General features: G+C 57.8%; 20 protein-coding genes and 1 pseudogene. 4 read left to right on the top strand and 17 right to left on the bottom strand.

The window, feature by feature from the left end:
• Nucleotides 1-81: 81 nt before the first annotated feature.
• From BMZ01_RS07580 to pyrR, 3 genes are read right to left on the bottom strand one after another with little or no spacing between them, the layout of a single operon-like run.
• Complete coding sequence (locus BMZ01_RS07580; RefSeq protein WP_092286095.1) at nt 82-1,458, bottom strand: dihydroorotase; 1,377 nt, start codon at nt 1,456-1,458, stop codon at nt 82-84.
• Nucleotides 1,459-1,461: 3 nt separating this feature from the next.
• Nucleotides 1,462-2,415 (bottom strand): aspartate carbamoyltransferase catalytic subunit, encoded by a 954-nt coding sequence (locus BMZ01_RS07575; protein ID WP_092286093.1) that lies wholly within the window; start codon nt 2,413-2,415, stop codon nt 1,462-1,464.
• 1 nt (nt 2,416) lies between these two features.
• Nucleotides 2,417-3,034, bottom strand: a complete 618-nt coding sequence (gene pyrR / locus BMZ01_RS07570) for a bifunctional pyr operon transcriptional regulator/uracil phosphoribosyltransferase PyrR (protein WP_092286091.1) — start codon at nt 3,032-3,034, stop codon at nt 2,417-2,419.
• Between the two features lie 356 nt (nt 3,035-3,390).
• Here pyrR and BMZ01_RS07565 point away from each other — a divergent pair, with 356 nt between their 5' ends.
• From BMZ01_RS07565 to BMZ01_RS07555, 3 genes are all read left to right on the top strand, one after another.
• Nucleotides 3,391-4,779, top strand: a complete 1,389-nt coding sequence (locus tag BMZ01_RS07565; RefSeq protein WP_092286089.1) for a TIGR01777 family oxidoreductase — start codon at nt 3,391-3,393, stop codon at nt 4,777-4,779.
• A gap of 78 nt (nt 4,780-4,857) precedes the next feature.
• Complete coding sequence (locus BMZ01_RS07560) at nt 4,858-5,412, top strand: YbjN domain-containing protein (protein ID WP_092286087.1); 555 nt, start codon at nt 4,858-4,860, stop codon at nt 5,410-5,412.
• Nucleotides 5,412-5,891: a hypothetical protein gene (locus tag BMZ01_RS07555; RefSeq protein ID WP_092286085.1), complete on the top strand. Its 480-nt coding sequence runs from the start codon at nt 5,412-5,414 to the stop codon at nt 5,889-5,891. The genes BMZ01_RS07560 and BMZ01_RS07555 overlap by 1 nt, the downstream gene beginning before the upstream one ends.
• Before the next feature lie 266 nt (nt 5,892-6,157).
• Here the strand turns inward: BMZ01_RS07555 and nusB are convergent.
• The 14 genes and pseudogenes from nusB to BMZ01_RS07485 form a co-directional block, all read right to left on the bottom strand.
• Nucleotides 6,158-6,676 (bottom strand): annotated as a pseudogene (nusB, locus tag BMZ01_RS07550) (transcription antitermination factor NusB); the annotation flags it as partial.
• A gap of 5 nt (nt 6,677-6,681) precedes the next feature.
• Nucleotides 6,682-7,245 (bottom strand): elongation factor P, encoded by a 564-nt coding sequence (gene efp, locus BMZ01_RS07545; RefSeq protein ID WP_092286081.1) that lies wholly within the window; start codon nt 7,243-7,245, stop codon nt 6,682-6,684.
• 111 nt (nt 7,246-7,356) lie between these two features.
• Complete coding sequence (locus tag BMZ01_RS07540; RefSeq protein WP_092286079.1) at nt 7,357-8,448, bottom strand: aminopeptidase P family protein; 1,092 nt, start codon at nt 8,446-8,448, stop codon at nt 7,357-7,359.
• Between the two features lie 94 nt (nt 8,449-8,542).
• Nucleotides 8,543-8,992, bottom strand: a complete 450-nt coding sequence (gene aroQ / locus BMZ01_RS07535) for a type II 3-dehydroquinate dehydratase (protein WP_092286077.1) — start codon at nt 8,990-8,992, stop codon at nt 8,543-8,545.
• Between the two features lie 5 nt (nt 8,993-8,997).
• Entirely contained in the window at nt 8,998-10,083 is a 1,086-nt protein-coding gene (aroB, locus tag BMZ01_RS07530; RefSeq protein ID WP_092286189.1) for a 3-dehydroquinate synthase, read from the bottom strand.
• A gap of 112 nt (nt 10,084-10,195) precedes the next feature.
• Entirely contained in the window at nt 10,196-10,831 is a 636-nt protein-coding gene (locus BMZ01_RS07525) for a shikimate kinase (protein WP_223845809.1), read from the bottom strand.
• A 3-nt stretch (nt 10,832-10,834) separates the two neighbouring features.
• Complete coding sequence (aroC, locus tag BMZ01_RS07520; RefSeq protein ID WP_092286075.1) at nt 10,835-12,055, bottom strand: chorismate synthase; 1,221 nt, start codon at nt 12,053-12,055, stop codon at nt 10,835-10,837.
• 39 nt (nt 12,056-12,094) lie between these two features.
• Complete coding sequence (locus tag BMZ01_RS07515; RefSeq protein WP_177180115.1) at nt 12,095-12,511, bottom strand: prepilin peptidase; 417 nt, start codon at nt 12,509-12,511, stop codon at nt 12,095-12,097.
• 107 nt (nt 12,512-12,618) lie between these two features.
• Nucleotides 12,619-13,446: a shikimate dehydrogenase gene (locus BMZ01_RS07510; protein ID WP_092286071.1), complete on the bottom strand. Its 828-nt coding sequence runs from the start codon at nt 13,444-13,446 to the stop codon at nt 12,619-12,621.
• 55 nt (nt 13,447-13,501) lie between these two features.
• Complete coding sequence (gene mltG, locus BMZ01_RS07505; RefSeq protein ID WP_177180117.1) at nt 13,502-14,674, bottom strand: endolytic transglycosylase MltG; 1,173 nt, start codon at nt 14,672-14,674, stop codon at nt 13,502-13,504.
• A gap of 48 nt (nt 14,675-14,722) precedes the next feature.
• Nucleotides 14,723-15,262: a Holliday junction resolvase RuvX gene (gene ruvX / locus BMZ01_RS07500; RefSeq protein WP_092286069.1), complete on the bottom strand. Its 540-nt coding sequence runs from the start codon at nt 15,260-15,262 to the stop codon at nt 14,723-14,725.
• 190 nt (nt 15,263-15,452) lie between these two features.
• The gene (gene alaS, locus BMZ01_RS07495) at nt 15,453-18,125 is read right to left on the bottom strand and encodes an alanine--tRNA ligase (RefSeq protein WP_092286067.1); all 2,673 of its coding nucleotides are present in this window, start codon (nt 18,123-18,125) and stop codon (nt 15,453-15,455) included.
• A 72-nt stretch (nt 18,126-18,197) separates the two neighbouring features.
• A complete protein-coding gene (locus BMZ01_RS07490) occupies nt 18,198-19,544 on the bottom strand; it encodes a replication-associated recombination protein A (RefSeq protein ID WP_092286065.1) in 1,347 nt (448 codons plus the stop codon).
• A 15-nt stretch (nt 19,545-19,559) separates the two neighbouring features.
• The gene (locus BMZ01_RS07485) at nt 19,560-20,747 is read right to left on the bottom strand and encodes a phosphotransferase (protein ID WP_092286063.1); all 1,188 of its coding nucleotides are present in this window, start codon (nt 20,745-20,747) and stop codon (nt 19,560-19,562) included.
• Between the two features lie 227 nt (nt 20,748-20,974).
• On the opposite strand from BMZ01_RS07485, the gene BMZ01_RS07480 reads away from it, so the two are divergent.
• Complete coding sequence (locus BMZ01_RS07480) at nt 20,975-22,435, top strand: nucleobase:cation symporter-2 family protein (RefSeq protein ID WP_223845810.1); 1,461 nt, start codon at nt 20,975-20,977, stop codon at nt 22,433-22,435.
• Nucleotides 22,436-22,477: the final 42 nt, after the last annotated feature.

Here is a 22,477-nt window from a genome sequence, read left to right as displayed (position 1 = left end):
AAACGGCGCGGTCTCTCACCACACCAACCACCTATTTTATGCACCCGCATGAAAGTTATTCACATCACGGGTGCGGGGGTGTCATGAAAGCTCCGCTTCATAGGTCACCTTTCCTCGCAGGATGGTGGCAGCTACCTGGGTGCTAAAGCTCATCCCCTCATAGGGGGTGTTCTCAGACTTAGAGCGCATCTCGGCGCCACGTGCCGTCCAGGTGGCATCAGGGTTCACGATCGTCAGGTTCGCCGGCTCCCCCACTGCAATGGGGCGGCCATGGCCGGGCAGCTTGGTCAGCTGAGCGGGGCGTTCACTCATCACCTTGGCCACAAAGCGCCAATCTGCCAACCCACTGTGCACGAAGATCTCGGCAATAATCGCCAAGGAGGTTTCTAAGCCCAACATTCCGGGCTTGGCATGCTCAAATTCGCAGCACTTTTCTTCCGAACCATGCGGTGCATGGTCGGTGGCAACACAATCAATGGTGCCGTCCAGCAAAGCATCGCGTAGCGCTTCATTATCGCGCACCTCCCGCAGCGGCGGGTTCACGCGGTTCACACCGTCATAGGTGTGCAGGCGATCATCATTGAGCAGCAAGTGGTGTGGGGTGACTTCCGCCGATAGCGGAATGTCCTGGGACTTCGCCCAGCGCAAAAGCTCCACCGTGCCTTCGGTCGAGGCGTGGCAAATATGCATGCGGTTGCCATAGTCGCGGCACAGCAAAGCATCGCGGGCAACAATGGATTCCTCGGCTACTCGCGGCCAACCCCGAAGCCCAAGCTTCGCAGCGGTTTCACCTTCATGGGCCACCGCACCTTCGGTAAGGCGCGGTTCCTCGCAGTGTTGCGCTAAGAGCACATCAAGGCCACGGGCATATTCAATGGCGCGGCGCATCAGCAGCGGGTCCGCAACGCACTTGCCATCATCAGAGAACATGCGCACCTTGGCTTCGCTACACGCCATCATGCCGAACTCAGTAAGTTCCTTGCCTACTAAGCCCTTGGTGATTGACCCAACCGGGTGGACATCGCAAAGCCCCAGCTCCTGGGACTTTAGCCACACACCTTCAGCGATCACCGGCTGGTCAGTTACCGGCTGTGTATTCGCCATGGTGAACACCGCAGTGAAGCCACCCTTGGCGGCAGCAGCGGAACCAGTAGCAATGGTTTCGGTATCTTCGCGGCCGGGTTCACGCAGGTGCACGTGCATATCCACCAAGCCGGGCAGCAAAATATTGCCGCCGCCATCAATCACGCGATCAGCTTCAGCGTCCGCATCGCAGCCGATTTCCTTGATAAACCCATCTTCAACCAGCACGCTGGTTTCTTCTTCACCATAGGGGCGAACATGGGTGATCAGCAGTCGGCCGGGTTCCGCCGCCGCTAGTGGCCCTACTGCGGGATAAGAGTCTTCAGCACAATCATGCTGCAAGTCAGGGGACGTCTGGGAAGTCTGGGAGGTCATAATCTAGCGCCCTTCCTTAAGTGCAGAATCAGCAGCGATCAAGGTGAAAAGCACGGCCATGCGCACATGCACACCATTGTTTACCTGCTGCAAAATAGCGGTGGAGTCATAGTCAGCAACGGCATCATTAATTTCCATGCCGCGCAGCATCGGCCCGGGGTGCATAATGATCGCGGAGTCCTTCATCTTCGCCGCGCGATCCTTGCTCAACCCATACAAAGTGGCGTATTCGCGGTGCGAGGGGAAGAACCCACCATGCATGCGTTCTTGTTGCACCCGCAGCATCATCACCACATCAGCATCCGCAATTTCGGCATCGAAGTCGCAGGTATGCCGCACGCCTTCCCAATTCTCTACGCCCTGAGGCAACAGCGTGGGCGGTGCCACCAGCACCACTTCAGCACCGAGCTTGCGCAGCAAATCCACATTGGATCGCACCACGCGTGAGTGCAGGCAATCGCCCACAATCAACACTTTGCGGCCCTCAATGCCACCTAAGCGTTGGCGCATCGTCACCGCATCCAGCAGCGCTTGAGTGGGATGTTGGTGCGCCCCATCGCCAGCATTAATCACACTCGGGCCCTGCACCCCATCCGGGCATACCCAATCAGCTAGGCGTTTCGCCGCACCAGAGGAAGGATGCCGAATAATAATCGCATCCGCCCCAATCGAGGACAGCGTTAAACCGGTGTCCTTTAAAGACTCCCCCTTCTTCACCGAGGAGCTCGAGGCGGAAAGATTAATCACGTCCGCGCTCATCCACTTACCGGCGGTCTCAAAAGAAGAGCGCGTGCGGGTGGAGTTCTCATAAAAAAGCGTGAAGATGGTGCGACCGCGCAGCGTCGGAAGTTTCTTTACTTCCCTACCCAGCAGGGTTTCGCGGAAGCGATCCGCCTCATCCATAATCCCGAGGATTTCATCGCGGCTAAGCTCAGCGATGTCCAAAAGGTGTTTCATTTTATTCCCCATCCTGGACGCGCTCGGCGGCATCGTCGCCCGGGGTTCGGGTCAACACCACCCCATCGCGGCCGTCAATTTCGCTGAGTAATACATCCACAATTTCGGTGCGCGAAGTCGGCAAATTCTTACCCACATAATCCGCCCGAATAGGCAATTGTCGATGGCCACGATCCACCAAAACCGCTAATTGGATCTGCTCTGGTCGCCCTTCATCGCGCAAGGCATCCAAGGCTGCGCGGATGGTGCGGCCCGAGAAGAGCACATCATCCACCAACACAACAATGGCGCCGTCGATACCGCAGTCCGGAATATGCGTGGGCCTTAATGCTCGGTGCGGGCCCTTGCGCAGATCATCTCGATAAAGCGTGATATCTAAGGCGCCATGGGGAACAGCCACCCCCGTAAACTCTTCAATCTTGGTGGCTAAACGCGAAGCCAGCGGCACACCCCCCGAAGGAATGCCTAATAGTAGGACAGTCGGTGCATCCTTGGCATCCAACGCTGTCTTTTCAATAATTTGGTGCGCGATGCGCGCAACAATGCGACCCACATCATCGCTGCTCAACAGTTCTACCTGCGCAGCACTGACCTGATCGGCAGTGTTCTTTTCGCTCATCGTGACCTCCTTCCCCGCCTCTCTGTGCGGTCCCTTAAAGGATGTCTGATAATGAATACTCTTCACGCCACTCCCGTACGCCTCCTTCAGGACACGCGCGCGTGCAGCTGTGTTGCTGTGAAATCATAGCCTATCGAGATCGGCTTGTGCGCGTGCATGGGAGCCTGGCAACCCCAAATTAGGTATGTAGACAACGCAGCTTCCCCGCAGCGCGAGTGCGCGGACAATAAACCTCGCACTATCTGGCAGCGAAACTCAAGCAAAACAAGGATAATGGGGCAAAACAAAGCCTTAATAGTACTAACCTCGCCCCACACCACCCGCCCTCTTAATCTTCTCGGAGAATCACACCGCCTATGAGTTTCAAAGCCTCCCACGTAGTTCCGGTGGATCGCCGCACCGCCTGGACCTGGCACACCCGCCCAGGTGCCCTCACCCGCCTCACCCCACCTTTTTGGCCCATGACCCCCATCAAACAGGCCACCCACCTCGCCAATGGCACCACCGTGTTGGGCCTCCCAGCAGGTCTTAAGTGGATTGCCCGACATGACCTCTCTGGCTATGTGCGCGGCTATCAATTCACCGATGTCTGCGTTAATGCCCCGCTTAAATCTCTCGCCAATTGGCGCCACACCCATGAGTTCTTCGACCACCCCGATGGGTGCCTCATTAAAGATACGGTGCATACCCGCCTACCGAAGATGGCGTTAACCTCAGCTTTCGCCTACCGGCAGCACCAGCTCATCCAGGATCTTTCCGCCCTTCATCGCTTCGCCGCGCTGCGCAAAGAAACTTCCGAGAACCCCGATGAACCGCTCTGCATTGCGCTAAGTGGTTCCCATGGTTTGGTGGGCCGCGCCCTTAAAGCCCAGCTAGAAACCCTCGGCCATAAGGTCATAGCGCTGGTGCGCTCCAACCCGGAAGAAGATCAGCGCACCTGGGATCCCGAACACCCAGCCGCCAATCTGTTGGAAGGCTGTGATGCCCTCATCCACCTCGCCGGGGAACCCATCTTCGGGCGTTTTAATGATTCCCATAAACAAGCCCTGCGGGATTCCCGCGTCGGCCCCACCAAAGAATTAGCCACCCTGGTGGCACACACCCCCGGCTGCGACACCATGATCTGCGCTTCCGCCGTGGGCTTTTATGGCTCCTCCCGTGGGGAAGAAAAACTCAGCGAAACCTCCGAACCCGGGGAAGGTTTCCTCGCCCAGCTCTGCCAAGACTGGGAAGATGCTTGCCAACCCGCCCGCGATGCCGGCAAACGCGTTGTTAACGTGCGCACCGGTGTGGTCATGTCCGGTGCCGGTGGCATGCTGCCGGTGCTCAAAGCACTCTTCTCCACTGGTCTTGGTGGTGCTTTCGCCGGCCAGAACCCGTGGATGAGCTGGATTAGCCACGATGATCTCGGCGATATCTACATTCGTGCGCTGCTTGACCCGCGCATTGAAGGCCCCGTCAACGCCGCTGCCCCGAACCCGGTCACCAATGCGGATATGACGGCGGATCTCGGGCGCCTCTTGCACCGCCCCACCTGGTTCCCCATCCCCACCATTGGGCCGAAGCTGCTCTTGGGTAAAGAAGGCGCCCAGGAATTAGCGCTAGCTGATCAGCGCGTTCTACCCACGGTGTTGCAAGAAGCCGGCCACACCTTCCGCTACCCCATTATCGGTAGCTGCCTGGCCCATGAGTTAGGTAATGAGTCCCTATGGTCCCCGGGCGAGGTCGCTACCCTAGGTGGCTAGTACGCTCTAAAGAAACCTGCATTCCGCCGTAGCGCCAAGCGCCGTAGCGCTAATGCACCACAAACGTGAAAGGACACCGTGGATACAGATACCCCGGATACCGCACCCAACCCCACCCCCACACCCGTCACCATTGAGCGGGTAGCGGAACTCCTTAAAGGCCAGGGCCTGAATTACTTCCTCGACCAACCGGTCAAAGATAAGCCCACCGTGCTGCGCACCGGTTTTATCGACACCGAAATTTTCATGGTCGTCGATGGTCCCTACCTGGTTTTCGACGCCCGCTGGCGTGGCCAACCGGATAAAAAGGATGCGCCCAAGCTTCTGGCCATGTGCAATGAGTGGAACCTCAAGCAAATCACCCCGGTGATGCGCTTCCAAGAGCTCGCCCAGGAAGATTCCCTGGTGCTCATGGCCTCCCGCATTATTAGCGTCGAGGCTGGGCTTAATGATCAGCAGCTCATTGGCTTCCTGCTCACCAGCATCCAATCTTTGGGTTTGGCCTGGCAATTCGCCACTGAATTGCTCCCGGATTATGTCACCTGGGGTGAGGAGCTCGAGAAGCTCCAGGCCGATGCGGAAGAAAAGCTTTCCGCCGCCGAAGCCGCCCACGAAGCCCAGAAGGAGAACTAATGACGTCGCCTACCCCGCTGCCCGCGGTCACCATGGATCGCATCGCCGAGGTCATGCGCGAATACGATGTGGAATTGTGGCGCGACCCCGATGATGATCGCTTCGCCCGCGCCATCCTCAATGACCTGCAGGTTCTCTGGGCGCTGCTGGATTCGGTACTCATCGTCCGCGCCGATGCCCCCACCGGGGTGCCCTCCAAGCAGTCCGATCCCACCTTGCACCTGGCCGCCATGTTCCAAAATTGCTCCGCCGTGGGCACCAAGGCGCTTGTGGTCGATACCGAGGACAACCTCATTGTCCGCACCGAAGCTGAGGTCCAGATCTTCTCCGGCGCCACCGATGAGCAGCTCAAAGTTTCCCTCAAGGACGCCGTCGATAAGGTCATGAGCGCGCACCCCAGCATCGTTCAGGCCGCCGACCAGATCCTCAAGGAACGTCGCGGTGAGGAAAACTCCGCCCAGGAGTCCCCCGAGAATTAACCCGCGCACAAAAAATAATGCCCCAGGGACTGCATATGGTCCGTGGGGCATTGCTTTATTCGAGATCGGGGGCTTCGCGCTCGCTAGGTTTAGGCTTCGGGTTCTTCCGGGCCGGGGTTTGCCGAAGCATCGTCCTCTTCAGGCGCGGGTTCGCTAGCTTCCAGCGTGGGCGCTTCCTCTGCCTCTGGTAGCTCGGTTGGTTCCGCTACCTCAGCATGCTCCGGTGCAGCTGGCGGTACCGGAACCTCAGCGGTCTCGGCCGCCGGAGTTTCCGAAGCTTCCTCCGGTTCCGCATCGCCTTCATCGGTGCCAGCAGCATAGGCGGCTTTAAGCTCGTCTTTATTCTGAGCCATCGCATCTAATACGGCATGCACATAGGGTGCGGCCTTATCGTGCGAATACTCCGAAGCCAGCTCCACGCCTTCCACTACTGCAGTGACGCTAGGAACATCATCATTAAAAAGGATCTCCCAGGTAGACATACGCAAAATGGCGCGGTCTACTGCCGGTAGGCGATCCAGTTCCCAATCATCGGAGAGGTAGCGGACAATCAGGTCGTCGACGTAGTCGAGTTCCTCGGCTACCCCGGCAACCAGGGTGCGGGTGTAGTCGGCTACCGGGGCGATCTGATAGTCCGGGTTGCGGGAAAGTTCCACGCGATCTTCAACGATCGCTACTGGGTCCACATCGCGGGCTTCCGCTTCAAAGAGGATATCCACGGCGCGGCGACGTGCCTTGTAGCGTTTACCGTGGCGACGCCAATTGGGGGTGTTCTTATCGCTCACGGTGATTAGTTGGACACGCGGGAGAGGTAGGAACCATCGCGGGTATCTACCTTGACCACATTGCCGGTTTCAATGAACAGCGGCACCTGGATTTCAGCGCCGGTTTCCAAGGTGGCGGGCTTGGTACCACCGGTAGAGCGGTCACCCTGCAGGCCCGGGTCGGTGTGCTCAACCTTGAGGTCCACCGAGACCGGCAGTTCAGCAAACAGCGGTTCGCCTTCGTGGAAGGACACCTGAACGCGGCTATTTTCCAGCAGGAACTTAGCGCCTTCACCCATCAGGTGCGGGGCGAGTTCCAATTGCTCATAGTTCTTATCGTCCATGACCACATAGGAAGAACCGTCGTTGTACAGGTAGGTCATATCGCGGCGGTCGACGGTGGCGGTTTCCACCTTCACGCCGGCGTTGAAGGTCTTATCGGTGACCTTGCCGGTGACGACATCCTTGAGCTTGGTGCGCACGAAAGCGGGGCCCTTGCCCGGCTTGACGTGCTGGAATTCGACAATTTGCTGCAGCTTATTGTCGATCTTTAAGACCAGGCCGTTTTTAAAATCAGCAGTGGTTGCCACTGGTGGTTACTCCTTGAAGCGTCAGTTGTGAAAATCCCTCTTGGCGTATGCGCATGGCCCACAAGCCGCGCGCAAAGTAGAAAAAGGGGTGAATTTCGAGCGGCCTACAGCTTACAACACTGTGAGGTCCTTGCTGCCCTTGGTGATGATCTCCGGTGCGCCGCTGCGGATAATCAGCGTATCTTCAATGCGCACCCCACCCTTGCCGGGCACATAAATACCGGGCTCAATGGTTAGCGTCATATTCTCTTCCAGCACCCCGGTGGAGCGCTGCGCGGCAGCAGGTGCCTCATGTACATCCAAGCCCACACCATGGCCGGTGGAGTGCACAAAATACTTGCCATAACCAGCGGATTCAATAATGTCGCGGCAGGCAGCATCCACATCAACCAGGTTGGTTCCCGGGGTGGCAGCCTCAACGCCGGCTAGCTGCGCGCGCAACACCACCTCGTAAATCTCCTTGGTGAAATCAGTGGTGTGATCCATCACCAGGGTGCGGGTCATATCGGAATTAAAGCCGGCGAGGTGCGCACCAAAATCAATGGTGACCAAATCCCCTGCTTCAATAATGCGATCAGATGCCCCATGGTGCGGTTTCGCTGAGTTCGGTCCGGAGGCCACGATGGTATCGAAGCTGGGGCGTTCCGCGCCGAGCTTCCGCATCCGGTATTCCAGGTCCGCGGCCACCACAATTTCGCTGCGGCCCACCGCCAGCTCCCCGGCATCCAACATGTCCTGGAAAGCCTGGGAAGCTAGTTCAGCAACCTCCCGGAGTTTCCTCAACTCAATGGGGTCCTTCTTGATGCGAATAGCTTCAATCTCTCCGCTAACCGGAACCAGCTCCACATCCTCATCGCAAACCTTGCGGAATTTTTCCAGCTGCGACACCGACACAAAATCAGCCTCAAAGCCAATCCGGCGCGGCCCCTTAATCCGGCGCAGCAAAGCTTCCCCGCTGGGGCGATCAATCAGTGCCTCAATATCTGGCACTTCTTCAGCGATCTGGGTGGTATAGCGCCCATCGGTGCAGATCTCCGCGCTTAAGTCCTTATTGAGCAATAAGGCGGCATTAGAGCCAGAGAAGCCAGAAAGATAACGAACGTGGGTGAGGTGGGTGACCAGCATTGAATCAATGCGTTGCCCTGCTAGCGCAGCAGCAAGTGCACGTCGGCGGGTCAAAAAACGAGTATCGGCTAGGGCCATGCGAGAAACTACCTTTCTCCGCAAAATGGAGTACTAAAAAGAGCTGCTCTTTACTGTAGTACTCCATTAGCGAAGAAGGCGCCCGGAACCCCACTTAGGCGTGCTCAAAAACCTTCGCGAAGTGCTCCAAAGCCAAAACGTAGCCGTGCACCCCAAGCCCAGCAATCACGCCGCGAGCAATGGGGGAAAGATAGCTATGGTGCCTAAACGGCTCACGGGCATGCACATTAGAAATATGCACCTCAATAAAGCCCCAACCATCGGTTACTTCCACCAAGGCATCACGCAGCGCCACCGAGGTATGGGTGAAGCCACCGGGGTTAATGATGATCCCCCACCCTTGATCGGCTGCCTCATGGGCGGCATCAATGAGCTCATGTTCAGCATTGGATTGGCGACATTCCACCTCAATGCCAAGTTCTTCGGCGCGCTGGTGGATCATCTTTTCCACATCAGCCAAGGTGGTGGAACCATAGACCTCTGGTTGGCGTTTGCCGAGGCGGTTCAGGTTCGGGCCATTAAGCACCAAGATTTTTTGAGCCATGTGTATTAGGCCTCCTTGGAGATGCGGTTATACACCTGCAACAAGGTCGCCTTATCCGGGCCCTCAATGCGCAGGGTCTCCCCTACTCCTTCTAGAGCCACGAAGCGCAGCATGCCGGCACGATTCTTCTTATCGCGGGTCATCGCGGCATAAAGCTCATCGAAGCGATCCGGCTGATAGCTAGTCGGAAGCCCAATGGATTCCAAAATGCGGCGGTGGCGTTCCACAAACTCCTCATCCACCAAGCCTTCTACGCGGGAAAGCTCCGCGATGAACATCATGCCCACCGCCACTGCGCGGCCATGGCGCCAACGGAAATTCTCTACCTGCTCAATCGCATGGCCGAAGGTGTGGCCATAGTTGAGGATCTCGCGCAGCCCAGATTCTTTAAGGTCCTGGCCCACCACGCGGGATTTCACTGCCACCGAGCGGGCAATGAGTTCCGGCAGGAAGCTTAAGAAGCCGGTTGGTTGCAGGCAGGCTTCGGGGTCTTCTTCGTAGCGATCCAAAATCGCGGGGTCAGCAATAAACCCGGTTTTAATGATCTCCGCGCTACCAGCAATAATCTCCGCCTTCGGCAGGGTTGCCAGGCGGTCGAGGTCAATGAATACCGCATGCGGTTCATGGAAGGCACCGACGAGGTTCTTACCAGCGGCGGTATTAATGCCGGTTTTGCCACCCACGGCGGCATCCACCATCGCCAGCAAGGTGGTGGGCACCTGGATTACTCGCACACCACGCATCCAGCTGGCGGCCACAAAGCCGGCGAGGTCGGTTACCGCACCGCCACCTAAGCCGATCACAATATCGCGGCGGGTCATGCCAATCTCAGCGCATTTATCCCACAGCATCCCGCACACTTCGAGGGTTTTACCGTCCTCAGCATCCGGGATTTCCACGCAGTTGGCGTCAATATCCTCAAGGGACTGTGCCAGGGTGTTCGCGGTTTCCGCGAGTACCGGTTGGTGGATGATCAGCACGCGCTGCGCATCGGTGTTCGCCACACAGGCAGCAATATCGGCATTAAGCCCATGGGCGATGGTCACGTCATAGGGGTTGGGCCCTTCGACGCGTTCTACATAGCGGTCCACCGCCCCGGAGGCGAAGTCCTCGATGGCGGGGCCGGTGGCACAAAGGTCAGGTTGGGGGACTTCACTCACGGCTTTGGGGTTTCCTTTCAGATGGCGCCCAATAATTTAGGCTTTAGTCGAAGGCTGCTTCCACATAACTGAGGATATCGCCCACACACTGTTGGGGGGTTTTCTTATCCGTGCGCACCCTAAAGCAGGCCACCTCGGAATACAGCGGTGCGCGCACTTCCATGAGGTTGCGGTAGTGCTCCGCGGGATCTTCAGCTTGAAGAACCGGGCGGCTGTTATCACGGCAGGTTCGACGCACGCCTTCTTCTACCGAAACATCCACCCACACCACCTCATAGCTTTCTAGCAGCTCACGGGTGGATTCCGTCAGCACAGCACCGCCGCCTAAGCTAATTACCCCACATTGAGGCAAGGCTTCAGCGATCACGCGGGCTTCCACTTCGCGGAACTTCGGTTCCCCAAGTTCGCTAAACACTTCACCGCAGGGTTTGCCGAATTCCTCTTCAATCAGGTGGTCAGTATCCACCATCGGCATATTCAGCGCGCGGGAAAGGCGGCGCGCAATGGTGGTTTTCCCGGCCCCAGGTGGACCAACCAGCACCACGGTGCAGGGCCCATCATCATTGCGGGTGTTCTCACCACGGTCATGCGCCGTTGTGGCGCCCATTTCCTCAAGGTCTTCTTGTTCCAACAAGGCCGAGGAAGGATGCAGGGGTTCCGGACGGTGGAACCTTTTCATCTTTTATTCCTCCCCTCCCATAAAGCTCAGGCGTTCTTCTAGCTGCTTGAGATAGCCAGCAATATTGCGCTTGGTTTCATCCAGGGAGTCACCACCGAACTTCGCCATCACCGCGCGTGCCAACACCAAAGCCACCATAGCTTCAGCCACCACACCCGCGGCAGGCACAGCACACACATCCGAACGCTGGTGGATCCCCGTCGCCGGCGAACCATCCTTCATATCCACGGTTTTTAAAGCCCGCGGCACAGTCGAAATGGGCTTCATCGCGGCACGTACCCGTAGGGTTTCCCCATTAGTCATGCCACCTTCAATACCACCGGCACGGTTACTCAGGCGCTTAATCTGCCCATTGTCATCGCGCACCATCTCATCATGGGCTTCGGTACCGCGGCGGCGGGCTTCTTCAAAGCCATCACCGATCTCCACGCCCTTAATCGCCTGAATCGACATTAAAGCAGCAGCTAGTTGGGCATCCAGACGGTCATCCCCAGAAATATGCGAACCCAACCCAATCGGTAGGCCCTGCACAATTACTTCTACAATGCCGCCGAGGGTATCGCCGGATTTCTTCGCCGCTTCGATCTCCGCGATCATGGACTCTTCGGCGTCTTTACCGGCAGCGCGCACCGGCGAAGCATCAATGGCCTCCAGGTCCGCAAAGGATGGTTCCGGGCCCTCATAGGGTTCGGAACGCCCAATAGAGACCACATGCGAAAACACTTCCACCCCAAGGGTTTCCCGCAACAGTGCTCGCGCAAAGGTCCCGCACGCCACCCGCGCCGCGGTTTCCCGCGCCGAAGCGCGCTCCAAGATCGGGCGGGCTTCCGGCATGTCGTATTTGAGCATGCCCGCAAAATCAGCATGTCCCGGACGCGGGCGGGTCAGTTGCGCCCCACGCCCAGAGCTCATGGCCTTGGCAACCTCTTCATCATCCATATCCACCGGATCGGCGGACATGATGGTGGTCCACTTCGGCCATTCACTATTGCCGATCTGCACCGCCACCGGGCTTCCCAGGGTCACACCGTGGCGCATGCCGGTGAGCATGGTGAGTTCATCGGCTTCAAATTTCATCCGGGCCCCACGGCCATAGCCGAGGCGTCGGCGGGCCAGTTGGTGACCAATATCTTCTCGGGTGACATGCAACCCGGCAGGAAGGTGCTCAATGAGGGCAATGAGGGCCTGGCCATGGGATTCGCCAGCAGTCGTCCAACGCAGCATGTAGGGAAGTATCCCACATCGCACCCACAATGCTCGCCATCACCAGCCCCCAAACACCATCACCGCGGTACTTGCCAGCAGCATCGCCGGGCCATGCGGCAGATTTGGTTTGCGAAGCATCAGCATAATCATGGTGCTGAGCAGCGAGGATGCCCCCATCGCGGCCAATACTCCCATCAATCCCGCGGCCCACCAACACAACACCCCCAAACTTAAGCTTAGTTTTATATCCCCTCCGCCTAGGGGGTAGCGCACACCCACGCCCGCCACCAGCCACACACTAAAAAGCTGCACCCCCACCCACATCACTGCACCCCACAACGCCACCGGCTGCCACACAAACGCCGCGGCACACACCATCAGAGCCGACGGAATCGTCAACACATCCGGCAAACGTCGGCTACGCACATCGCATACCCCCAGTGCCCCTGCCCACAGCAGGTAAATCCCCCACATTGTGCCTCTCCCCCCGATAAAAAATTTTGCTGTCCCCGAGACCCGCCTCCCGCAGATCCCCTGCGCCATACCCGCGCTTGGAAAAGATGCGGGCATGCCACACCTTTTTAGCCTAAAACATGGGCTTCCAAGGCTTCCCGCATCTGCCGCCTGGGGGCAACCTTCCCAGTAAATTGCTCGAATTGTGAATAAGACTGCCCAGCCAGCATCACATGCCCACCTACCGTGCGGTACCCATTTGCTGCTGCCGATACCGTCAGCGGGGTGGGCCACGGATCATAGATCACATCCAAAACCTCAGCATGCGCCAGTTCCGTTTCCTTGCCCGCCAACGCGGCACTGGGCACCGTAGAAACAATCACATCCACCTTCGTGGTGCACTGCGCAGCATCACTTAGTGGGCGGTACTCCAAACTTAAGCCCAGGTGCTCAACTAGCTCTTGGAGCTCATCGCGGCGGTCACTGCGATTCAGCAGGGTCACTTCCTTTACCCCACGTTGCGCCAGTGCCCACAGTGCTGGGCGGGCTGTTCCTCCGGCACCAATGAGCACCGCGGAATACATGGTCTCGGAGAGCTCATCTAAGGCGATGGCCAAGCCCTCGCAATCGGTATTATCTGCCCGCCACCCGCTGTCGGTGCGTACCAAAGTATTTGCTGAGCCAATCAGTTGCGCGCGTTCACTTACCTCATCGGCGAACTCTAATGCCGCGAATTTCGCGGGCATCGTCACGGAGAATCCGCGGTAGCTTTCATCTGCTTCCCCCACAATGCGCGGCAAGTCCTCAGCCGTACATTGAATGCGCTCATAGTCCCAATCCCGCATGCCTAAGGCAATATAACCTGCCTTATGCAGGATGGGGCTAAGCGAATGTTCCACCGGGTCGCCTAGTACCGCGGCACGGTTGTTAATCTCCTGGTCCTCAAAAAGGCTCATGCCGACCATCTTAAACAGATGGCGAACATGAGCCTGAGGCAGTCCTGCGCGCTATTTAGCGCTGGGAATCCAGCACCCCGTTTTCCTCAGCGATCTTCGTATCGCGCAGGTGCGCTTCGAAGTCACGGTTAAAGACGGTGCGGCCTTCCTTATCGATGGTCACAAAGTACAGCCAATCACCTTCCGCGGGCTTTTCCATCGCGCGGATCGCTTCTTCTGAAGGCGCTGCGATCGGAGTGGAGGGCAACCCATCCATGGCGTAGGTATTCCAGGGGGTTACTCGCTGGCGGTCTTCATCAGTAGTGGCCACTTCTTGTTCTGCCAGGTCATAGTTCACCGTGGAGTCGAACTCCAGGCGCTGCGGCTCATTGAGGCGGTTGAGGATCACCCGTGCCACCTTGTCGAAATCCCCTGCGGGTGCTTCGCGTTCCACCAAGGATGCTGCCACCAGAAGTTCATAGGGGCTTAGGCCCAGTGCATTGGCGCGATCAACAATCCCGGAATCCTGGTACACCTTCGCCGAGCGGGTAATCAGGTCCTTGAGTACACCTTCGGCATCAAGTCCGGGGTTCACCACATATTGGCCAGGCACAATCAGGCCTTCTAGGCGGCGGGGGTCTTCACCGCGGGCATTAACCTCATTGACAGCCCAATCCGGTACCCCCAAAACCGCAGGGTCCACGGTGGCAGCAACATGGCTAAGATCTTCGACTTTCAGACAGTTATCACTACCAGCCGAGCAGCTCACGCGAGCAATATCGGAGTAGATCCCCAGGCGGGTTTTACCGCCCACCACCTTCACATCGGTCAGCGTGGCACCACCGGGGATATCCAGCATCTCTACCTTGTTGGCTGGATCAAGCAGGGCTTTGACTGCCGCCACGGAGTTCATTTGCTCTTGGAGACGGTAGAACCCTGGGGTCACATTCGAGGCATCCGGGTTGGCACCGGCAGCAGCCTGGAAAGCCGCATTGGTTTTCACAATGCCGCGTTCCTCAAGCTCTGGGCCCAGTGCAGAAACCGAGGAGCCTTCGGGGATTTCTACTAGCTGCACTACCCCATTGCCATTGCCTTCGAAGTCCTTGGCGTTGGCGCGGTTCGAGCCGCCCCCACCGGTGGATACCTGCACGCCGATGTAGACGATGGAACCGATGATGAGCACTAAGGAGGCGATGAGCACCGCGAGGCCGCGTTGGCGGCGTCGCACATATTTTGGCTCCATGCGCATCCGAGTGGAAGCGCGGGTTGGGTTCTTGCTCATGGGGGGAATCCTCACCTATTCTTCATCCGCTGGCGCAGAATTATTATCGGACTCCAAGGAGTTCGATGTTTCAGCAACAAGGGCATTACTGCGGCCATCGAGCCAGCTCTGCAGGATTTCAACGGCGGCGGCTTGGTCAATGACCTTACGTCCGGCCTTTTCCGAAACACCAGAGGCATGGAGCGCCTGCTGGGCAACTACGGTGCTTAAGCGTTCATCAGCCATGCGCACAGGGAGTTTGCTCCGCCGGCGGACCCGGAAAGCAATATCTTTAGCGTGGGCGATGGAGCGCGAACCCGTACCTTTAAGGTTGCGGGGCAAGCCAACAACTACTTCAACAACCTGGTATTCCTCAATGATGTCCAAGATTCTTTTAATGTCCTGGCCATCAGGTCCACGGCGTTTAGTGCTGCGCGCCACGGTTTCTAAAGGCATGGCCATGCGGGCATCACGGTCGCTGACTGCCACCCCAATGCGCACTGTGCCTACATCAATCCCTAGGCGTCGGCCTGCCCCGGGATCATCCACCCCAGGGGTATCGGGAGTAATTTTCATAATGCGGGCTCAGTTTCCTTAAAGGTTCATAAGATGGCCGAACAGCTTGCGTGGTCACGCGGCGCAGCACATACCGTGGTGGCGGGCACTGCAACGTACACCGCCTCTAAGATAACGGCTCGGTCACAAGCAGCCTCGCCACCTGCCTCTAAATCGGCGTGTCGTATGCCCCGATTGAGTAGCTGCGCTCTTAGCCGACGAGCTGTTGGAGGGCATCCTTCACGGCATTAAAGCCCGCATCCAAACCTTCGGCCTGAGAACCAGAGCCCTGCGCCATATCCGGCTTACCGCCACCGCGGCCGCCGATATATTCGCCGAGCACATTAATCAGATCCCCAGCCTTTACACCCTTATCCACCGCAGCCTTGGTGGCGGCCACAATGAAGGGAACCTTCGCGCCATCTTCGGTGGCCAGCACCAGCACAGCCGGGTCTTGGCCGAAGCGGCCGCGCAGATCAGTTGCGACCTTGCGCAGGTCCCCACCCTTGGTGCCCTCAGGTAGGCGGCTGCACAGCACCTTCACACCATTAATATCCACAGCTTGGTTCACCAGCCCAGCGGTTTGGGCGGCTAGTTGCTGTTGGTGCAATTGCGCGATCTGCTTTTCCGCAGCCTTGAGCTTCTCAGTGAGTGCAGCAATGCGGTCCGGGAGTTGCTCGGTGGGGGTCTTCATGCTGGCGGCCAACCCGGAAGCTAAGGCGGCTTCCTTAGAGAGGTATTGGAAAGAATCCATACCGGAGTAAGCCTCAATGCGGCGCACACCGGAACCAACGGAGGCTTCACCAAGGACAGCCACCGGCCCAATCTGGGAGGAGTGCTTCACATGTGTGCCACCGCAGAGTTCCATGGAGAAAGGCCCACCGATTTCCACCACGCGTACGCGTTCACCATAGTTTTCACCAAAGAGCGCCATCGCGCCCATGGCTTTGGCTTCATCCAAGGTGGTTTCGATGGTGTTGACATCCCAGTCGATGTCCACGGCTTGGTTGGTGATGCGTTCAATATCCGCCAGCTGTTCGGGGGTCAGCTGATCGGTGTAGTTGAAGTCGAAGCGCAGGTACCCGGGGCGGTTCATCGAACCCGCCTGCACTGCGGTGGGCCCAAGCACCTCACGCAAGGCAGCGTGGATCAGGTGCGTGGCGGAGTGTGCCTGGCGGGCACCGTGGCGCCACTTGTGGTCAACCTCAGCGGTGACGGTGGATCCCACATCTACCCCACCATTGGTGACGGTGGCTTTGTGGACCCACAGTTTCTTGCCGATCTTTTGCACGTCATTGACCTGCAACAGGGTTTCGCCGGCGCGAATCACACCGCGGTCACCTAGCTGGCCACCAGCTTCGGCGTACATGGGGGTGGCTTCGAGGATCACTTCCACCTCTTCGCCTTCGTGGGCTTGGTTGATGCTCTCGCCATCTTTCACCAAGCCGATGATGGAGGAGGTGGTTTCTAGTTCATCAAAGCCAGTGAACTCCGTGGGGTGGTTATCCACGAAGTCGCGGTATACCGAAAGGTCGGTGTGACCGTGCTTCTTGGCCTTGGAGTCAGCCTTAGCGCGGGCGCGCTGCTCCCCCATCAGCTTTTCAAAGCCTTCGGTATCCACCTCCAGGCCAGCCTCAGCGGCCATTTCTAAGGTCAGGTCAATGGGGAAACCATAGGTGTCGTGCAAGGTGAAGGCCTGGGAGCCAGAAAGGGTCTTGCGGCCAGCATCCTGGGCTTCGGCAGCAGCGTTTTCAAAAAGGTGCGTGCCAGATTCCAGGGTCTTTAAGAAGGCGCGTTCTTCCGCTACTGCCACGCGAACAATGCGTTCGCGGTTCGCGGCGATCTCCGGGAAGGAGGGAGTCATGGTGTCCATGATGGAGTTCATGAAGGCTTCCATGGTTTTACCCTGTGCGCCCAACAGGCGTGCCGAGCGGATAATGCGGCGCAGTAGGCGGCGCAGAATATAGCCGCGGCCTTCATTACCGGGGGTCACACCATCGAGGATCAGCATCATGCCGGTGCGCGAGTGGTCAGCGATCACGCGGAAGCGGATATCGACTTGGTGCTCGGAACCATACGTGGTGCCGGTGAGCTCCTCAGCAACATTAATCACGGGGCGAAGAAGATCAGTTTCATAAACATTGTCTACGCCCTGCAGGATGCAAGCCACGCGCTCTACACCCATGCCGGTATCAATATTCTTCTTCGGCAGCGGGCCGAGGATCTCAAAGGAGTCTTTGCCGGTTCCTTCGCCCCGTTCATTTTGCATGAACACTAGGTTCCAGATCTCCATATAGCGGTTATCATCCGCAATGGGGCCGCCTTCTCGGCCATACTCGGGACCGCGATCATAGTAGATCTCCGAGCACGGCCCACAGGGCCCTGGAATACCCATGGACCAGTAGTTATCCGCCATCCCCAGACGCTGGATGCGTTCCTTCGGGATCCCGATCTTTTCATGCCAAATATCGGCGGCCTCATCATCGTCGAGGTACACCGTCACCCACAGGCGCTCCGGGTCCAGCCCATAGCCGCCTTCTTCTACCTTCCCGGTCAGCAGCGTCCAGGCATGCGTAATGGCGCCTTCTTTGAAGTATTGGCCGAAGGAGAAATTGCCGGCCATCTGGAAGAAGGTGTTGTGCCGGGTGGTAATGCCTACTTCTTCAATATCTAAGGTGCGTACGCACTTTTGGATACTGGTGGCGGTGCCATTGGGGAAAGGTGGGTTTTGTTGGCCCAGGAAATAAGGCTTGAAGGGGACCATGCCGGCGTTCACGAAAAGCAGGGTGGGGTCGTCGAGGATCAGTGAGGCGCTGGGCACCTCGGTATGACCAGCGTTGACGAAGTGCTGGGTAAAGCGCTCCCTAATCTCATGGGTTTGCACGGTGTGGGGTCCTCCCTCTAGTGGGACTCACTAATTGGCCTCATTTAACGTCGATCCACCTTACCCCTTGCCCTAGCGTCCGCGCACAATCTGCCTCAAGGTGCGCCACAAGGCTGCCACTCGCTTCTCCGCACCATGCTCGGTTGGCTGATAATAATGCCGATCCCGCAGCCCTTCCGGGGCATAATCCTGGCGCAGTACCCCACGTTCATCATCATGCGGGTACTTATATCCCACCGCATTACCCAGCTTCTTCGCCCCGGCGTAGTGCCCATCACGTAGGTGCGGGGGTACTACCCCAGCATTGCCTTTACGAATATCCGCAAGTGCTGCATCAATGCCCACAATCACCGCATTAGATTTCGGGGCGGTCGCTAAATGAATGGTTGCTTGGGCCAAAGGCAAACGCCCTTCTGGCATGCCAATCATGTTGACGGCTTCTGCAGCTGCCACGGCTACTTGCAGCGCACTGGGGTCTGCTAGCCCAATATCCTCACTGGCCAGGATCACTAACCTCCGGGCAATAAAGCGTGGGTCTTCCCCGGCTTCTACCATGCGCGCTAAATAATGCAGTGCGGCATCCGCATCGGAGCCGCGCACAGATTTAATGAAGGCACTGGTGATGTCATAGTGCTGGTCGCCATCACGGTCATAGCGCACCACCGCGCGGTTGACATTCGCTTCAATTATCTCCGGGGTCAGTTCCTCCCCATCCGGTACTGCCTCCGCGGCGGCCTCTAAATAGGTCAAGGCACGGCGCGCATCGCCGCCGGCGAGCAGGACAAGCTGCTCAATGGCTTCGGGTGCAGCTTTAATGCGCTTATCGAGACCCCGTGGATCGCTGAGTGCGCGCGTTAAAAGCTTGCGGATATCAGCTTCGCCAAGGCTTTCTAGATTCATGAGGAGGGATCGTGAAAGCAAAGGTGCGACGACACTAAAGGAGGGATTCTCGGTAGTCGCTGCGACTAATAACACCGTGCGGTTTTCTACCGCGGCCAGCAGCGCATCCTGTTGGGTTTTGGAAAAGCGATGCACCTCATCAATAAAAAGCACCGTGCGTTTGCCGTGGATCAGGTCGCGGCGGGCCTGGTCGATGACCGCGCGGACTTCTTTCACCCCGGAATTCAGGGCAGATAAGCCCACGAAGTGTCGGCCGGTGGCGGCACTAATTAGTGATGCGATGGTGGTTTTGCCAGTACCTGGTGGCCCATAGAGGATCACCGAGGCATCACCTAAGCCTTCAATCAGGCGGCGTAGTGGGCGACCTTCGCCAAGGAGATGTTCTTGGCCAAGCACCTCATCGAGGTTGCGTGGGCGCATCCGCGCAGCCAGAGGCGCGCCCGGGCCGGCGTGGAAGAATTCTTCGGCGTTGGTGCTACTCGACTGTGAAGCTGTGGGGAATAAGGCGTCTTGCGACATAATCCCCCACCTTATCTACCGTGGTTCTTCAGCTAAACGATCGGCGACACTTCGGGCGAAGTAGGCGACCTCCGGCATGCGGTTATCGGTACCGCGGGCAGCAAAACGGCTCAGCGCTTCGAAGGTTTCATAGAGGTCGCGGCGCATGATCTCTTCTTCTGCACTGAAGGGTCCTTCACTGGGGGCGCGCAATAGGTGGATGACGTGGTCTTCTTCATGTTCTAAGGCCACGGCATTGCTTAAGGAACCAAAGCACATCAGCGATACCCCAGCCATGGCCCACCCAATCAGTGCGGCCACGATGCGGTTATGCAGGCGCTCTTCATTGGTCACATTCGGCCAAAGGCTGCGGACTTCTTGCATCCAGGCTTCGATGAAGAGGTCGGCTTCATCATCACTAATGGGTAGCGAGCCCACATATTGCGGGAAGCCAGCGACAACGCAGGCCACATCGAAGGTGGCGTCTCTAAATCCGGCCCACTCATAGTCGAGGAAGTGTGTGCGTTCAGCGACGATGATGTTATCGGGGGAAAGATCAAAGGGAGTAAAGGCGCGGTGCTGGCCAGAATCCAGGCGGTGCTGGGCTTGTTCGGAAAGCTCTGTCACAGTAGCCGGTACCTTCAGCCCCACGTGGTGCAGCAATTCCGCGCCAATGCGGATGGATTCCACCAGCGAGTGATCGCGCAGTTCCTGCAGTTCCGAGGTATCCGGATGCGCTCGCAGCATCCGGGTTAAAAGAATATGGAAGTCCTTTTCCCGCCCCGCGGTCCCGGCATGCATCTTGCCTAGTGCTCGGCCGAGGTTGCGCAGGATATGTGCGCGCAGTTCCACTTCCTTGGTGGCCAGCAGCGAGTCGAAGGTATCGCCATCACCAGAGTCGGTGATCACCAAGATGCGGCGTTTAATATCGTGGGCTAAAAGCACTGGCCCAGGGCGGATATCTTCGGCGAGGGAGTTGGTGAATTGGTAGGCCACTACCTCGCGGATCAGTGAGGCGTCATCGAGGAAGTCATCAGATTCGGGGATGTACTTCAAGATGACGGAGCGGTGCTGGAGCAGTGGGGAGCTAGCGACTTTCGCGCGGATTACTTTGGCATGCCCGGATCCAGATAATTCCTGGTGTTCCAGGAGTTTTTGGGCACCGCCGAAGCGCTCGGATAGCAGCGTCTCGGCGATGCTCAGGATCTCTGGGGTGCTGAACACGGTGCGCGGGGTCCTAACTTGTGGCGGTTGAAGAGTGGTTGTACGGGGGTTGCCTCTCGCGACAATAGTTGTTTTCTGGACAAAGGTCAGGAGCACACTCCATGAATGTGACGGGGTTCACTAGGGGTGTTGACGTTAAAGGAATTGCCATCATTTTTATTCGGGTGCCCGTAACTCACCCCCATTGGTTAACTATCTGACTGTACTTAGCTATAGAATCCCCACCTGTGACTAGCTCAAATGCAGCGCCTCCCGCCCCCACGCCCACGATGGAAGAATCAGTCCATCCCGTTGATGAATACCCCGGAATCGCACGCCTTTTGATTCTGGGGTTCCAACATGTCTTGGCCGCCTACGCCGGCGCAGTTGCCGTCCCACTGTTTGTGGGTTGGGCGCTTGTCGACGCCGGCCGCATGAACCCCAGTGATATTCCGCACCTGATTGCTGCGGATCTTTTTGTTGCCGGCATCGCCACCATTGTGCAATCAGTCGGTATTTGGCGCTTTGGTGTGCGCCTGCCGCTGATTCAAGGCTGTACTTTCTCTGCAGCCATCCCGATGGTGACCATCGGCAGCACCTATGGGGTGCCCGCCATTTATGGTTCGGTGATTGCCTCTGGCATCTTCATGATTATTTTCGCCCCGCTGTTCGCTTCCCTGCTGCGACTCTTCCCGCCCTTGGTGACGGGCACGGTGTTGTTGATTATTGGCACCACCTTGATGCCGGTTGCCGCTGACTGGGTTGGTGGCGGTGCTGCTGTGCGCGGCACCGAGGAATATGGTCGCCCCCAAAACCTAGCGGTGGGCGCTGCGGTGCTCATCTTGATTTTGGTGATTGAACGCTGGGGCCCGGCAGCGCTCTCCCGCATTGCGGTGTTGCTTGGCATGCTCACCGGTTTGGCTATCTGCATTCCCTTGGACATGGTGGATTGGTCCACCACCAAGGATTCCCCGCTGATTGGGTTAACCACGCCCTTCTACTTTGGGCTTCCGGAGTTCATTCCGGCAGCAGTGTTGGCCATGTGCATTGTGTCGTTGGTGACCATGGTGGAAGCCACCGGTGATGTGTTGGCCATTGGTGAGATCACCGAATCGAAGGTGGATGATCGCCGTATTGCCGATACCTTGCGCGCTGATGGTGCGGCCACGGTATTAGGCGGTATTTTTAATACCTTCCAATACACGGCCTTTGCTCAAAATATTGGTGTGCTCTCCATTACCGGTGTGCGCTCGCGCTGGGTCACTGCCGCTGCTGGCGGCATGCTCATGGTCTTAGGGTTGATCCCTAAAACCGCTGCCCTGGTGGCGGCAATTCCAGCACCAGTGCTAGGTGGTGCGGGTATTGCACTTTTTGGCATGGTGGCAGCTAGTGGTGTGCGTACCTTGAGCACCGTGAAGTTCACGGAGTCCAATATCATCGTGGTGGCTGTGCCCTTGGCTTTGGGTTTGCTGCCGGCGGTGGCGCCGGATCTATTCTCCGCACTTCCGGCTTCGGCTCAAACCATTTTGGCTTCCGGTATTTGCGTGGGTTCGGTTTCGGCCATTGTGTTGAACCTGGTGTTTAATACTGGTTCGCGGGCCCCGAAGATCGCCGAACCGACTGCGCATGATTCCTTCCGTGGGAAGTTGAACCTGCGCGATGATGACCATGATGGTTTTGGTGATACCCCGGTCTACGAAAAAGACTAAATAGGTGCGGCATAGCTGCGGGAGGGCACCTCGGGTGCCCTG

Source organism: Corynebacterium spheniscorum (genome assembly GCF_900113445.1).
Classification (GTDB): domain Bacteria; phylum Actinomycetota; class Actinomycetes; order Mycobacteriales; family Mycobacteriaceae; genus Corynebacterium; species Corynebacterium spheniscorum.
Note: the sequence above shows the minus strand (reverse complement) of the source record. Positions and strands in the feature narration are given on the sequence as shown.